Origin of the sequence: Photobacterium sp. GB-210, from assembly GCF_003026075.1 — a bacterium.
In the GTDB taxonomy this organism is placed as follows: domain Bacteria; phylum Pseudomonadota; class Gammaproteobacteria; order Enterobacterales; family Vibrionaceae; genus Photobacterium.
In genome coordinates this window covers 29,823-45,398 of the sequence record NZ_PYNU01000006.1, presented here as the reverse complement: position 1 = coordinate 45,398, position 15,576 = coordinate 29,823, and the positions used below count along the sequence as shown (strand labels likewise).

The 15,576-nt window shown below is 40.1% G+C and carries 14 protein-coding genes; 5 read left to right on the top strand and 9 right to left on the bottom strand.

The genetic code is table 11. The features are described 5' to 3' along the window. Window positions 1-27: 27 nt before the first annotated feature. Window positions 28-399, top strand: a complete 372-nt coding sequence (locus tag C9J38_RS10300) for an MFS transporter (protein WP_107207008.1) — start codon at window positions 28-30, stop codon at window positions 397-399. Continuing rightward, complete coding sequence (locus C9J38_RS10295) at window positions 392-1,615, top strand: HlyD family secretion protein (RefSeq protein ID WP_107207007.1); 1,224 nt, start codon at window positions 392-394, stop codon at window positions 1,613-1,615. Before C9J38_RS10300 ends, C9J38_RS10295 begins: the two co-directional genes overlap by 8 nt. Before the next feature lie 57 nt (window positions 1,616-1,672). Here the strand turns inward: C9J38_RS10295 and C9J38_RS10290 are convergent, their stop codons facing one another. Both C9J38_RS10290 and C9J38_RS10285 read right to left on the bottom strand, forming a co-directional pair. Beyond that, the gene (locus tag C9J38_RS10290; RefSeq protein ID WP_107207006.1) at window positions 1,673-2,845 is read right to left on the bottom strand and encodes a cation:proton antiporter; all 1,173 of its coding nucleotides are present in this window, start codon (window positions 2,843-2,845) and stop codon (window positions 1,673-1,675) included. Between the two features lie 209 nt (window positions 2,846-3,054). After that, window positions 3,055-3,369, bottom strand: a complete 315-nt coding sequence (locus C9J38_RS10285) for a hypothetical protein (RefSeq protein WP_105061871.1) — start codon at window positions 3,367-3,369, stop codon at window positions 3,055-3,057. A gap of 314 nt (window positions 3,370-3,683) precedes the next feature. Between C9J38_RS10285 and C9J38_RS10280 the strand changes: the two genes are divergently transcribed. Then, window positions 3,684-3,950, top strand: a complete 267-nt coding sequence (locus C9J38_RS10280) for a hypothetical protein (protein ID WP_233218495.1) — start codon at window positions 3,684-3,686, stop codon at window positions 3,948-3,950. Between the two features lie 174 nt (window positions 3,951-4,124). Here C9J38_RS10280 and sstT read toward each other — a convergent pair whose 3' ends face one another. From sstT to C9J38_RS10245, 7 genes are all read right to left on the bottom strand, one after another. Further along, complete coding sequence (gene sstT / locus C9J38_RS10275) at window positions 4,125-5,366, bottom strand: serine/threonine transporter SstT (protein WP_107207005.1); 1,242 nt, start codon at window positions 5,364-5,366, stop codon at window positions 4,125-4,127. 367 nt (window positions 5,367-5,733) lie between these two features. Beyond that, on the bottom strand, window positions 5,734-7,428 hold the full coding sequence (locus tag C9J38_RS10270) for a BatD family protein (RefSeq protein ID WP_107207004.1): 1,695 nt from the start codon (window positions 7,426-7,428) through the stop codon (window positions 5,734-5,736). A 19-nt stretch (window positions 7,429-7,447) separates the two neighbouring features. Further along, window positions 7,448-9,475, bottom strand: coding sequence for a VWA domain-containing protein (locus C9J38_RS10265; protein ID WP_107207003.1), 2,028 nt, complete (start codon window positions 9,473-9,475; stop codon window positions 7,448-7,450). Beyond that, a complete protein-coding gene (locus tag C9J38_RS10260; protein ID WP_107207002.1) occupies window positions 9,468-10,433 on the bottom strand; it encodes a VWA domain-containing protein in 966 nt (321 codons plus the stop codon). Before C9J38_RS10260 ends, C9J38_RS10265 begins: the two co-directional genes overlap by 8 nt. After that, entirely contained in the window at window positions 10,426-10,935 is a 510-nt protein-coding gene (locus C9J38_RS10255) for a DUF4381 domain-containing protein (RefSeq protein ID WP_107207001.1), read from the bottom strand. The genes C9J38_RS10260 and C9J38_RS10255 overlap by 8 nt, the downstream gene beginning before the upstream one ends. A gap of 3 nt (window positions 10,936-10,938) precedes the next feature. Continuing rightward, a complete protein-coding gene (locus C9J38_RS10250) occupies window positions 10,939-11,883 on the bottom strand; it encodes a DUF58 domain-containing protein (RefSeq protein WP_045130227.1) in 945 nt (314 codons plus the stop codon). Continuing rightward, window positions 11,880-12,836, bottom strand: a complete 957-nt coding sequence (locus C9J38_RS10245) for a MoxR family ATPase (RefSeq protein ID WP_107207000.1) — start codon at window positions 12,834-12,836, stop codon at window positions 11,880-11,882. Before C9J38_RS10245 ends, C9J38_RS10250 begins: the two co-directional genes overlap by 4 nt. Before the next feature lie 701 nt (window positions 12,837-13,537). Here C9J38_RS10245 and C9J38_RS10240 point away from each other — a divergent pair. Together C9J38_RS10240 and C9J38_RS10235 are read left to right on the top strand one after the other, a co-directional pair. Continuing rightward, entirely contained in the window at window positions 13,538-14,278 is a 741-nt protein-coding gene (locus C9J38_RS10240) for an SDR family oxidoreductase (RefSeq protein WP_107206999.1), read from the top strand. Between the two features lie 47 nt (window positions 14,279-14,325). Further along, window positions 14,326-15,531: an acetyl-CoA C-acetyltransferase gene (locus C9J38_RS10235; RefSeq protein WP_107206998.1), complete on the top strand. Its 1,206-nt coding sequence runs from the start codon at window positions 14,326-14,328 to the stop codon at window positions 15,529-15,531. The last annotated feature ends 45 nt before the right edge of the window (window positions 15,532-15,576 follow it).

The following is a 15,576-nucleotide window of genomic DNA, read 5'->3' as shown; positions in this document are numbered from 1 at the left end:
ATAATGACTAAATGACCGGAGAATTTAATGAGTTTATTTAGTATGCCTTTCACTGGCACGAACATAGATATGGTATTACATATTGTTGCAGGTGTTGTCTTGATTGGCACAATTGCAGCTATTGGCATTGGTTTTTGGAAACTACATGAATTACCTATTCATAAAGCATCAAGTAGTCAACATCACCAAATAGGATTAATTACAGCATTAACTTGGATAGGCTTTATCTGGCATTGGGTATGGGTTCTTGCCGTGATTATTGCGTTCGTTGATGGAGAGCAAGCACTGAAGCGATTACGTGATATCTGGCATGGCGATAGTCCTAATACAAAAACGAATGGTGTAGATAATGATTCATCTTTAGCGCCACCAACAAAAGAGGAGCAGACGAATGCTTGAAGGTTTAGCAGTATGGGCGCTATTTATTTATCTGCTTCGTTTGGTGGGTATGCCATGGAATAAGTTTACTAAGGCTTTTGCGTATATTGGCGGTGGTAGTTGGCTAGTGTTTGTATGGTACGGGTTAATTACGTTCGCACCGATGGATTTATCTGGAGGCTCACTAGTACAGTCACCCCATATTCAGTTAAGGCCTGCAGCAACAACAATTAATGGCCATGTTAAGGCTATTCACGTTACACCAAATAGTCAGGTGAAAGAAGGGGATTTAGTGTATGAGCTTGATACGGAACCCTATCGTATTGCGCTTAATAAAGCCCAAGCAAGTTTAGCATCAGCAGAAGTGGCTTTAGATATTGCTAAAGAAGATGTTGATATGGCCCAAGCGAGTTATCACGCCGCAGATAAAGATATTGAGATCGCGCAAAACCAGCTTGTTGCCGCGAATGAAGATTATAAATTAAAACAAGCAATGCTGAATCGTTATATTAAGCAAAATAAAGTCGTACAACATACGATTACGCAAAGTAAATTAGATGAGCAACGGACAGCTGTAGAAGTTGCTAAGTCACAAAAGGTGATGCTTGCTTCACAAATTGAAAAAGCAAAAATATCAGTGAAGAAAGCGAAGTTGGCATTAGAAAAGTCACGTTTAGCCGTGAATAGCCGTGAAGTTGATGTTGATACACAGCATGAAAATGTAGCAAAAGCACAATGGGATTTAGATCATACTAAAGTATATGCGCCTGCAGATGGTTATGTAACAAACTTTATTATGCGTGAAGGGCAGTTTGTCGGCTCTGTACCTCGTATGCAAATGTATACCGACGAAAAATACGTATTAATGCGAGTTAACCATCAGGCTATCCGTAATGTAAAAGTGGGACAACTGGCTGAATTTGCAACGGCAGTTTACCCTGGAAAGGTGTTTACCGCTGAAGTGGAAGGTATTGTTGAAGCGACGGGTGAATCACAAGGTAACTTGATTGGTCGAGAAACCAATGTGCGTCAAACAACGGGGGCGAATATGGCAAATAAACATCACTTCGTCCGCCTGAAAGTACTTGAAACGGAAGGTTATGATATTCCTGTCGGATCGGTCGGTATCGGTTGGATCAGCGCAGAAAAGCCGATTAGCTTCTTAGGTTTCTTAGATGTGGTACGTGGGATCATCATTCGAATGAAGTCTCAGCTATTCTATGTGTGGTCAATGTAAGTAATTACTTACAATATACAATAAGCCAGCTCTCTTATTATAAAGAAGCTGGCTTTTTTAGTCTTGGCGTAACGTATTAATATTCGATATAGGGGTTGGGTAACGACTCACTATCCAATAGGTTGAAAGAATGAAAGTTGTTAATGTTACGATCTGAATAAATGTCTTTCCTTGTTCTGAAATTAATCCATTAGCGACGGCAGTGTAAGCGAGCAATAAAGAAAACTCGCTGGCTTGGCTTAATCTTGCACTCAACTCTTTGTTGATAGGAGCTTCTGTGTTTGAAATGATAAGAGCGCGATAAAATCCCCATGCCTTTAGACGAATCAGTACTACACCAAATAAAATCCCCCATAAAGTATAAATATCGCTGGCCAGTAAGTTAATGTTCGCACCAATAGCGAAAAAGAACAGGATTAAAAAAAACTCTCGCAATGGTTTCAAGTGAATAGAAATAACATTGGAAATGGGGCTAACGGCTAACAATGTACCCGCGATAAACGCTCCTGTTTCGTACGATAGACCAATACGATGGCTGATTTCAGCCCAACAGAAACACCACGCTAGGGTTGCGACAAAACTGTATTCTTGAATAACATCAAACTTTTTCATTAGCGGAAGCAGCATGAGCTTAACGGCGAAGTATGCACTTACAATCACAATGAGAAGCTTGGCGAATATCAAAACGATAGCAAGGTCGATACGCTGCTCGGTATCGATATTGAGCAGTAGTAAAACAGTAATGGCTAAAATATCTTGAATTAACAAGATACTGGTCATTATTTCTCCCATTTTCTGGTGGTGAAGCGTTGTGGTAGGAATTAACTTAAGGCCAATAACGGTACTAGAAAACATCATTGCGGCCGCTGTGATAATGGCATCTTTGAGAGGAAGTTGGATCATTAATGCGAAAAGCAATGTGCAAATGAAGAAGAATAGACTGCAACAAAGCGTGATAAGTGCACTTTCTTTAAACAGACGCAGCAAGCGTTGAGGTTGTAAGTTTAGGCCAAGTAAGAAAAGCAGTAAAATGACGCCAATATGCCCCATTTGGGTCATCGCTTCAGCATTATTGATCATGCCGAGCCCATAAGGACCAATAATAATACCCGCAACGATGTACGCGATGATGATCGGTTGCTTGGCAAAGAGGAACAAACTCCCTAAGCCCGCAGCGCTAATCACAATCGCGCAAAGCTCGAAAATCATGGTATTGATACTATCAACCATCGACACCTACCTAGCTATGAAACGCAGCATGCGTAGTTGATTGCAGAAGGCAATGATAAAAGCATAGTGGTTGCAAAAAAATTGGGTTGAATGTTTTTGCGACAAGAAATTAGGAATAGGTAAAAGCGGGTGTGTAACGTGATAAATAGCGAAGAGATAACGAGAAATAAACATAGATAACGCTTAGTTATCTATGTTTATTGATACTATTAAGCGCGATACCGTTTGTATTGCGATAAAATATCGGCAATCAATTCAGGCTCAGACAGCCCATCAACTAAATACGATTGTTGATTGTTTTTAATCATTACCTCAAGATGAATTTGTTCATTATCAGTGTTTTTATGGAGCTGTAATGCGTATTCATAAGGTTGATGTCGATTGTTATCAATCACCAAACGAATACGACCATCGATACAATAAAGATCGGTGTCAAAACCATCATCGGCCAGCTTTTTACTGGCTTTGGTTAAGGCTGATCTTGCAATTGTATAGATATCGGCATGGGAAGAATACTGCGCCATGACTTGTCTCCCTCTGTTCTAAAATATGCTAGGACGTTGGTAAACGTCTGTCGCTGTCAGAAGATTTTATCGGGCAAAGACAAGGTGTTACCAACTAAAAAAATCTATCATTATCATCAGTTCTACTTATTAAAATGTAACCAATTATTAACGCGTAACTCACTGATTTTAAAGCCATATGAAAGGAGGGGATATCCATTTCAGGAATAATCAATAGTCGATTTTTTTTATTATTTCATTTTAGTCTGAAATTTTAATCTCTGTTGCTACTATTGATAGGTGCAATAAATTCAATATGTTAAAGGAATATATGAATGTGTAAGCGTTACCTTACTTTAATCCCAGTGGTTGCTTTATTGACTCTCTCAACGGCCCATGCCGATTCTCTAATTCAAGGGTTAAATCGTGTCGATAACTCTATAGATAAAGTACAAAATACAATTCATGGAACGCAGAACTCGATACGCAATGGCCAGAATAAAGTTGATAATACACAACGTGCTATCAGTGAAATTCAAGATGGTACTTATGTAGAAAAGCGTGTTGAAAAAAAGTACGCAACCAAAAGCGTAAAGTCGTGAATGGGGTCATTAATAAGTCATCGAATGCGATACGTAAAGCAACGAACGTTTATTAAGTTAAGCATAACTAAGTTAAGTATAGTGATAAAAAAGCGGCGATATCATTATCTATATAAATAGAATGATATCGCCGCTTTTTTTACCCATAATTTGGGTTAAGTATATAAGTCGTAATTATGAGTTTTGTAATTTCGCCTTCGCTTCTTTTCGCTCTGCTGCTCGACATGCTGCAGCGGTAAATACCACATCCGTTGAACTGTTGAGTGCCGTTTCTGCTGAATCTTGAATCACACCAATAATAAAGCCAACAGCAACAACCTGCATAGCTACTTCACTAGGGATACCAAATAAGCTTGAAGCTAAAGGGATCAACAGTAGTGAACCACCGGCGACACCTGATGCACCACAAGCCGAAACCGCAGCAACAACACTCAGTAAAACGGCTGTTGCTAAATCGACTTCAATACCTAAGGTATGAACGGCTGCAAGGGTTAATACAGTAATAGTGATTGCCGCTCCCCCCATATTGATGGTAGCGCCCAGTGGGATAGACACAGAGTAAGTATCTTCATGCAGGTTAAGATCTTTACAAAGTTTCATATTTACTGGGATGTTAGCGGCAGAGCTACGAGTGAAGAAAGCGGTAATACCACTTTCACGTACACAACGGAAAACAAGTGGGTAAGGGTTTTCAGCTGTTTTTACGTAAACAATGATTGGATTAATAACAAAAGCAAGAATTGCCATTGAGCCTAATAGTACACCTAATAAGTGGGCGTATCCCGCCAATGCTGCAAAGCCTGTTTTAGCAAAGGTTTCAGAGACTAAGCCAAAAATACCGATAGGTGCTAAACGAATAATAAAGCGAACAATGAGTGTAACGCCATTCGACATGTCATGGAAAACTTGTTTCGTTGCATCGCTTGCTTGGTGAAGCGCAAAACCAAGCGCGATAGCCCATGCCAAAATCCCAATAAAGTTACCGTTCATAAGTGCATGAACTGGATTATCAACAATCTTAAATAGCAGGGAACTAATGACTTCAGCGATACCTTCCGGTGGTGCAATTGAGTTAGAACTAGCAACAAGCGTTAAAGTGGTCGGGAAAAGAAAGCTCATCGCGACAGCAGTAAATGCCGCCATTAAGGTGCCAAATAAATACAACACGATAATTGGCTTCATGTTGGTATGAGTGCCTTTCTTTTGGTTGGCAATAGATGAAGCAACCAAAATGAAAACAAGAATAGGGGCAACGGCTTTTAGCGCTGCAACAAATAACCCCCCAAGAAAACTCACACTCATCGCTGATGATGGTGATAGTATTGCAAGTAATACACCAGCAACAATACCGACCATAATTTGTATAACTAAACTACCATTGGCCACTCTGGCTAAAAAAGGTTGTGATTGACTCATATAACATCCTGCATTTTATATTCTGTGAATAGCTTTTTATTTTGCTTCTGAAACATTTTTTAACAGGATCTGTTTGAAATAGCCAGTTATCTTTTTATAAGGTTTTAACCAACATTAATATAACGTTATATTTAACATTTTTTTATCAAAACATGGTGAATCGGCATACAAACAGCTTGTTTGATAACGATAAATGACAGTGAATGTATAATGTGTGTTAATGGATGTTGTGTGGTTATGCCAATCGTGATGAAAATGCAAAAAAACAGAAAGAATTAAATGCTTTAATATGTAAGAAAATAAAACCTCTGCTACAGCATTTATATCTGCCACAGAGGTTTTTGAGGTCGCTATTAAATTTATATATTTATTTAGGATCTAAGTCTGAGAGAGATAATGCACGTGATGCAGTTGCTTTCAGTTGCTGTGCTTGATTAAGCAATTGCATAATACGTTTATCATTCCATTGCTGGCGATCTTGGCTGTAAGTTGATGCCATAATTTCAGCGACAGCATTATCTAATTGTTCTGCTAGATCTGGATTGGCAGAGAGTTTCTCACGCTGCTGCTGTTTCCATTGTTGGTAGTAAGTTTGAATTTGTACAGTTTCACGTTTGGTAATGGCTTCTTTCAACGCTTGCTCTACATTCGTCGTTCCTGATTGAAGCACGATTTCGGTATGTGATGCAGGCTGCGCTTTACGGGCTTTAATTAATAGTCCTAGTGTTATTAACCAAAGTAAGGCAAATACTGCTGTCGCCCATTGCCAGTAGTCATGTTGTGCTACATTATTACCCGCATTGTTAGTATTAGCGCTATGTTGAGGCGTAACAACGGATGGGGTTGTTAATGCTGGTGGCGTAATTGTATTGCCTGCATTGGGATCGACCGTTACATTTAATGTTAATCCATCAACTTTTGTGGTTTGCTGCTTTTCTTGCTGGGTATTCCACCAATTAATGCTAACCGCAGGTAATTCAATCGTGCCTGTTTCACGAGGAATGATGACTTGCTTTAACGTCATTGTTGTATAGCCATTCCCTTCTGAATATTCAGGTTTCTCATCATAACTTCTTACCGATGTTGGATACGTTAAGCTGATATTCGGCATATTACTTTGGGCAATATTTTTAATACGTAAGGTTAAAATACGTGTAATAGGCTCGCCTACTTTTGCATCTACGGTTGTTTTACCATTGACCGATGGTTGCCATACCTGATTGAGTTGCAAATCAGAGGTTGGTAGCCATAAACCTTTATAGTTACTTGGTTTTGCTTTAATTGTTAGTTCAATATTTTTTGCTGTTTTATCCACTGGCACTGTTAATGTTGAGCCGAAGCCACGACTCCCTTTAATCACGCTACCGCTGAATTTCGCACCATGTAAGGTAATATTCCCTGGCTTATCTGCTGTGATCTGGTAATTGCGGGTGATCACAATATAGCGACGTCCATTTTGAACAACTTCGTTTTGAGCATCTTGCCCAACTTGCGTTGCTGTTAGTCCATCACCATAAGGTGGTGCTAAAGTCGCTTGATCCATTTGCTCGCCAATTAAGATACGCACCCGATAATTAATTGATTCGCCCACATAGATGGTTGATTTATCGTTAATACCTTCAATGGAAATAGATGATTGCTTCGCATTGGCTGCCTGTGTTTGTTTACTGCTTTTTAAAACAGTAATCGTAATTGGTTCGGTTTTTGAGCTACCAATTTGAAACGCAGGGATAGTAAGAGTGCCAACCTTGGTTGCAGCTAGTGCTACTGTCCAACTAGTATTACGTGAGATAACCCCATTAATCATCGAAGTCCCGCTACTTACGCTAGGACGACCATAAGCAAAATCAGGACTTAATGGCGCAAGATCAAGTGAATTGGTATTCACACTATCATCGACAGCAACCGTTAATTGGAAAACCTCATTAACACCAACAATATTTTTAGACACTGTTGCTTCCGCTTGTGCCGCCATCACTTGGGTTGATAGTAGCGCACTGAAAAACAAAGCAATGTACAACAATGGTGTCGTTACTTTTTTGCCAAAAAATAATTTATTCATAAATCTATTCATTGTCCTATTACCATGAGTTCTCAGTTTTTTGCTGCGCTTCTTTCTGTTGCGCTTGCAAAATTAATTGAGCTCGGATCAAACCACTGGTGTCATCAGGTACTTGTTCCAATTTTTTCAAAATAGGGTTACTGGCTGAAAGCACATCCCCGTCTTTTGCTGCTTGGTCACTCATTCGTACTTGATTGTTGTTGGTTGTTTCTTTGTTTTTATCTTGTTCTGACTTAGTGGCTGATTTTGACTCTGCTTGCTGTTGCTGTTGCTGTTGCTGTTGCTGTTGCTGTTGCTGTTGCTGTTGCTGTTGCTTTGCTGCTTGTTTCGCATTTTCATCAGCACGTTGTTGTTCAGCCGCTTTTTGCTCGGCAGTTTTCTCTTTTTCTGGCTGTGATTGTTTATCACTACCTGCTTGCTGAGATTGCTGCTGATCTTTCCCTTGTTGTTTATCAGACTGACCTTGTTGCTGTTTACTCGTGTTGCTCTGATCCTGCTTTTGGTCATTTTGTTTCGATTGTGAAGACTGCTTATCATTAGATTGTTTGTTATCTGATGATTTCTGCTGATCTTGGTTTTGTTGTGACTGCTGGCTGTTATCTTGGCTCTGATTTTTGTTGTTAGAGCCTTGTGATTGCTGCTGTTGCTTGTCACTCTTCTGCTGATTCTGCTGATTCTGCTGATTCTGCTGATTCTGCTGATTCTGTTGCTGTTGTTTCTTTTGTTGCTCCAGTGCTTTCTTCACTATATCGAGGTTTTTCTTAACATCGGGGTAGTTAGGATCGGCTTTCTGTAGCTTTTCATAGGTATCTACTGCTTGCTGTAACTTCCCACTTTGTGCATAAGCATTACCTAGGTTGTACTGCGACATTGAATCATGTAATGGTTTTAAGGTTTCAATGGCTTGTGCATAATTTTTTGCTTTATATTCAGCGATACCTTTCCATTGCGGAGATTCAAAATCTTGTGCCGCTTGCTTATATTTACCATCGGTATAAGTTTGGTAAGCTTGCTGCTCAGCATTTACCCATGGGCTCGCTTGCGCATGATCAATAGGTAAAAAGAAGAACATAGTGGCAATGACAACGCCACGGCGGAAACCCAGTAATGCCAGTAATAACAAAGGTAAAACTAACCAAAATCCGCCATTTAAACGTTCTTGCAGTTCTTTTTGTTGATCTTTTTTACCGCTATCTTGTGGTTTTGCTGTGAAGTGGACAATCGCATTAACATCTTGATCTGTCGGTTGAACCATCTGCAAAATACCACCAGTTTGCTTAACAATAGGTTCTAGTGTTTTCAGGTTAATTTTTGAAATAACAGGAGAGCCATTATCCATTAATAATCGACCATCAGGCAGTGGAACAGGTGCTCCATCAACTGTGCCCATTGCTAAGATAGAGACACGATATTTAGTACCTTTTAATTCGGCTAAACTTTTAGCTGATTCCTGCTTAGACATACCGTCGGTCACTAAGATAATATCACCCGTACTATTACCAGCCTGTTTAAGTAACTTTATCGCTTCAGCAATACCTGCCGCGGCATTACTACCAGGAATTGGCATAATCTTTGGCGATAGGCTAGGGATCAAGTTTGCTAAAGTATGGCTATCTTCAGTTAACGGGCTGACTTCATAGCCATCTCCCGCATAGGTGACTAACCCCGTACTGCCTTCTTTCCAGCCCGGTAACATATCAAGCGCTTTAAAACGCGCCTGTGTTAAACGGTTCGGTTTTATATCGGTCGCATACATAGAGCGGGACATATCCATTACCAATACGCGTGCGCCACTTAAGTTATAAGCAGGTAGTTTTACTTTTTGCCAACTAGGACCAGCCATCGCAATAACAGCGATTAGCCAGCCCAAAGTGAGTATGGCAATGGGCCATGATGTCGATTTAGGCTGAGCCATACCTAATTTTTTTGCTAGGTGTGGCGCAATTAACCCCGTGGTTTGTTTCTTGGTTTTAAGCCAAGGTAAAAGAAAGACTAATGGCACAAGTGCCAAAAACCACATAGGGTGCATAAAAGTAAAATTAGCCATGACGTCTCCTCATAACAGCAATGACGACAGAAAGTAGTAATGCTATGGCTAAAGGATATCGGAACAACTCATCACGTGGACGCCATGTTTGCTGAGCGTTATTGACAGGTTGAAGTTTATTGATGATGTCGTAAATTTTCTCAAGCTGTTGTGGATTACGTGCTCGGAAATATTCACCGCCCGTCATCTTGGCGATTTCAGTTAAAGTCTTTTCATCAAGATCTTGTGATGGATTGACGATGCGATCACCGAAGAAACCTTGTTGCACCATTTGATCGGCACCAACACCTACGGTATAGATTTTCACACCGCTTTCTTTGGCTAATTTAGCGGCTTCAAGTGGATCAATTACACCAGAGGTATTTGCACCATCACTTAATAAAATAATTACCCGTTGTGGCGCTTTACTGTTAATAAAGGTTTTTGTCGCAATACCTAAGCCTTCACCAATTGCAGTGCTTTGCCCAATTAAGCCTAAAACAGTACGATCTAGCTGTTGTTCAACCGTCCTACGGTCAAATGTAAGAGGTGTTTGTAAGTAAGCATGATCAGCGAAAAGGACTAAACCTAAGCGATCACCTTTTCGTTTTTCAATAAAATCCGATAACACATGTTTTACCGCGGTTAAGCGATCAATACTTTTCCCATTTTTAGTCACCATATCTGGAATTGACATCGAGCCTGATAAATCGACAGCTAATAACATGTCACGGTGTTCTGGTTTTATTTCGATAGGATTCCCGTACCAAACCGGTCTTGCCGCAGCACAGACAAGACAAGTCCACAGTAAAGCCATTAATACTTTACGTATGATAGAGCGAGGCTGTTTTTGACCAACGCCGCTGGGTAATTTGGGTAATTGAATTGCCGCAGGTTGCACAACCGGTTTACTAAAACGGTAAACGAGCCATGCTAAAGGCAACAATGCCCAAGCCCAAAGCCATACAAATTCAAACATTTGAAGACTCCTTTTGCGTCATGCTGGGTAGTTTTCGTGGCGGCAAAGCATGTTTAAGCCATGTGTTTGCCATTGTTTTACATTGTTGAAAGTCATCATGACTCAGTGGCGTATTTGAAAATGAACCTGATAGCCATACCGATTTAAGTTCTGAAAAACCACTATATTTTACGGGCAGTTGATTATCTAAAAATGCCAACCATGCCTCACCTGTTAATGGTGCAACAATGGTGCGCGAGTAATAACTTAACGCGGCTTGTTTTAGTAACGTATTGAGAGCGGGTAACCCTTGTTCTGCTGTTATTAGCGACAGTTTCTGTAATGCTTCTTTTTGTGCAGCATCAGCATGCTTTTTACGCCTAATAAAAGTGACGACAACTGCAATAGCGAGAATCACCACGGCAAATAATACCCACCATCCCCATGCTAAAGGCCAAAAGTTTGGAGCTTGAGGAAGATGTATATCCGCTAAAGGGAGTTGCTGAACGCTTGGTGTTGCCATTACTTAACTCCTTTGACGCGTTGTTAATTGCTGCAACAAAGGTTCCGCTGCAGATAAATAATGTAGAGGGATCGCAAGTGATTTCGCAATATCAGCCACAAAGTTTTGATGCGTTAGATACTGCTGACTTAATGAATCACGTGTTTTCTTTGATGAAAAATTAAGCCATGCAGATTGCTCTTTATCAGCAACATGTTCATAGCCTCTAAATTGTGTTTGTCCTTGTTCTAGTGGGTCATGGATTTGGACAAACTGAATTCGATTATGTTGACGTAATTGTGTTAAACGTCGCTTATCATTAAGCGATAATTGGTTAAAATCGCTGATAATAATAATTTCACTGCCTTTAGAACAAAGGTGGTGTAACCGTTTTAATGCATCAGAAAAGTTAAATTGTTGAGGCTGTTCTAATGCATTTAATGCTAACTGCTGTGATTCAATTAGCTTATTGATGATATGAAGTGGACCTTGCTGGCGTGCCGTTGGCTTACATTCATTAACATTCAAACCGTTATAAATTACTGCCCCTATACGATCTTGTTCACTTATAGCAAGCCAGCTTAATAAGCTAGCAAAGTGAGCCGCTTGAACAGATTTCAGCATTAATTGTGAGCCGAATTGCATGCTTCGGCTTAAATCAATAAGCAACATAACGGGTTGCTCGCGCTCTTCGGTAAAGAGTTTGGTATGTGTTTTGCCAGTTCGTGCGGTTACACGCCAATCAATAGCTCTAATATCATCACCAGCTTGGTAGGGACGTACTTCTGAGAAGTTCATCCCACGTCCTTTGTGGCGACTTTGATGTAGGCCATTTAACTGTGACCAGATACTGTGCGCTGGTGGCAACCAACGCACGGCCTGATTCTTATATTGCAGTAGCTCAGCCAAACACACATTAACCCCATCGCTATGGGGTGGCAGCGCTACGGTTAAGTGTGATTTGCTCATATACTAGCGACCTGTGAAATCAATTCTTCAACTACGCGATCTGCGGCAATACCTTCTGCTTGTGCTTCATAGCTAAGTAATAAGCGATGACGTAAAACAGGATATGCCATTATTTGGATATCTTCTGGTGTAACAAAATCACGACCACTTAGCCAAGCGTGAGCTCGAGCACAACGATCAAGAGCTAGTGTTGCACGTGGGCTAACACCCATTTGAAGCCAATCTTTAAGCTGAGAGCTGAACTTGTCAGATTGACGTGTCGCCATGACGAGACGAATAATGTAATGCTCTACATCTTCTGCCATATGAATGTTAAGCACTTCTTTTCGCGCAGCAAAAATGTCATGTTGGCTAATATGAACAGGCTCTGCTTTTTCAATACCTAAAGCTTCACCACGATTTAGACGTAATATCTCTAATTCACTTTCAGCACTAGGATAATCGACATTAAGTTGCAATAAGAAACGGTCTAATTGTGCTTCAGGCAGTGGGTAAGTACCTTCTTGCTCAATGGGGTTTTGCGTTGCCATTACGAGGAATAACTCAGGTAATGGGTATGTTTTTCGACCAGCAGTGATCTGCTTTTCAGCCATCGCTTCAAGCATTGCAGCCTGTACTTTTGCTGGTGCTCGGTTGATTTCATCTGCAAGAATTAATGAGTTGAAAATAGGACCGGGTTGAAAAATAAACTCGGCAGTTTCAGGACGAAAAATATCAGTACCTGTTAAATCAGAAGGTAATAGATCGGGCGTAAACTGAATACGGTGAAAATCACCTTCAATACAATCAGAAAGCACTTTAACAGCGCGTGTTTTTGCCAGTCCTGGAGGACCCTCTACAAGGATGTGTCCATCAGCCAGTAAAGCAATTAATAACTGTTTCACTAAATCGGGTTGACCAATGACTTGGCTTTGTAAGTAGTGATTTAATCGTTGAAAAGTACTCGCTAACATAAATTCATTTTCCTATAGAGCTTACTTAATACATTAAGTAAAAAACCTGAGACTATCTAATATGGCTTTAGTTCACGTTTTTTAGATTACCAGAATAGCTGTTAACCATTCATTCGATACGTTTCATGGCGTTTTATATATATCAGGGCAGCAAGAAAGTTATCAAGTCACTTATGTCGTCTTATGTTTTGAATTACTGCAAACAAAGGTTGAGATAGAGCTGCTCAAAAAGTAAACGCTAAGTAGTATTTCAAAGATGGCGCATAACTTTTCTCACAACGTCTTAATAAGAAATGCATTATTAACAAATATATAACGTGTTTTATTGCACGGTTAACAAGATTTCTAACAGTATTTTTTTTATTGGAATAATAAATTTATCCAAGAATGCTCTGATATTAATCCATAAATATATTGTTAAATTCAAATTTGTCACTTTAGTTATATTGACACTTTTGTTAATACCAGTGACAAATAGCGTTGAAATTGTTAATTCCTTTCTTGCCATCAATATGCATCTGTGTTGTTATATTAAATATGCAACGTGTTTGTAATATATCTGTATTATATGCGGCTTAATATGTGAGCTATGTTGTATTAATGATTAGATAGAGCTCATAGGTTGAATTGTTTAAATTTATGGAACAAACCTTGAGCTTATTAAGTGTATTAATAATTTGATAGAAAGGAAGGAGCCTTAAATGAGTAAGGTAGCATTAGTTACAGGTGCTAAAGGTGGTATTGGTTCATCGATCACTCAAGCATTAGTCGATGCAGGTTTTCGAGTAGTTGCAACATATTATCCAACAGGTGAAAAAGCGGCTCAAGAGTGGTTCGCGGATAATAATTATTCATCTGAGTCTGTTCGACTATTTCCACTCGACGTAACTGATACGAATTACTGTCAAGAAGCGTTAGCAACATTGCTTCAGGAAGAAGGTCAAATCGATGTGCTAGTTAACAACGCAGGTATCACTAAAGATACGACATTCAAGCGTATGACTGCTGATCAATGGAATGCAGTAATCAACACAAATTTAAATAGTCTGTTCAATGTTACTCAGCCTTTATTCGACTCAATGTGTAATAAAGGTAATGCTCGCATTATTAATATTACATCAGTAAATGGACTTAAAGGTCAGTTTGGTCAAGCAAACTATTCAGCAGCTAAAGCTGGCATGATTGGCTTTACAAAAGCACTAGCAGCAGAAGGCGCACGTGCTGGCGTAACGGTAAATGCGGTCGCTCCTGGTTATACCGGCACGCCAATGGTTGAAGCGATTAAACCTGAAATACTTGATTCAATTAAAGCTGAAATTCCGATGCGCCGTTTAGCGCTACCACAAGAAGTAGCGGCAACAGTGACATTTTTAGCAAGTGATGCAGCAGCCTATATTACTGGTGAAACATTATCAGTAAATGGCGGCTTATACATGAACTGATCAAGATTGACTGATTATTGAATTTTTAAGTAAGGACGCGAATTAATATGGCTAGGGTATTTATTGTTGCTGCAAAACGTACACCAATCGGTAGTTTTAGCGGTGCACTAAAATCAGTAACAGCAGCAGAACTTGGCGCAGCCGCAATCAAAGGCGCGTTAGCAGAAACATCAGTACCAGTAGAAGCGATTGATGAAGTGATTTTCGGAAATGTCGTTGGTGCTGGTCAAGGTATGGGACCGGGTCGACAAGCAGCTTTAAAAGCGGGCATTCCTAATGAAGTACCTGCATACACATTAAACATGGTGTGTGGTAGTGGTATGAAAGCGGTAATGGATGCTGCCGCCCACATCAAAGCAGGTGATGCTGATATCGTGGTTGCTGCAGGCGCAGAAAACATGTCTCAAATTCCATTTTGTGCATCATCGAAAATTCGTGATGGGCAAAAAATGGGTAATCTGGAACTTAGCGATTTATTAATTGCTGACGGTTTAACGGATGCCTTTAATAATTACCACATGGGTGTAACCGCTGAGAATGTTGTTGAGAAAGTAGGCTTAACACGTGAACAGCAAGATAATTTCGCACTAGCGAGCCAACAAAAAGCCGTTGCTGCTATTGAGCAAGGCAAGTTTGTTGATGAAATTACACCTGTAGAAGTAGTAGGTCGTCGTGCAACGGTTATTGTTGATACCGATGAGTACCCGAAACAAGATGCTTCAATCGAAGGTCTGGCAAAACTACGTCCTGCATTTAAACGTGATGGTTCTGTTACTGCAGGTAACGCATCAGGTATTAATGATGGCGGTAGTGCAATTATTGTTGTTTCAGAAGCGGCAGTAAATAAATATAACCTGACGCCACTTGCTGAAATTGAAAGTTATGCGCAAGCAGGTATTGCTCCTGAAATCATGGGCTTAGGGCCTGTGCCAGCAGTACTTAAAGCATTAGATAAAGCACAACTATCAATTGATAAAATTGAGCGTTTAGAGTTTAACGAGGCTTTTGCTGGCCAAGCGCTGGGTGTGCTTTATGAAGTAGCAAAAGAAACGAATTCAAAAGTTGAAGATCTCGTTGAACGTGCAAACGTCAATGGCGGAGCCATCGCTCTAGGTCACCCATTAGGTGCATCAGGTAATCGTATTTTAGTGAGCTTATTACATGAAATGCGCCGCCGCGAAGATAAGTACGGTATTGCGACCTTATGTGTAGGTGGTGGTATGGGTACAGCGGTCATTCTAAAACGCGTTTAATTTTTATCTAAATATCGGCGCTGTATGAGGATACATGCAGTGCTT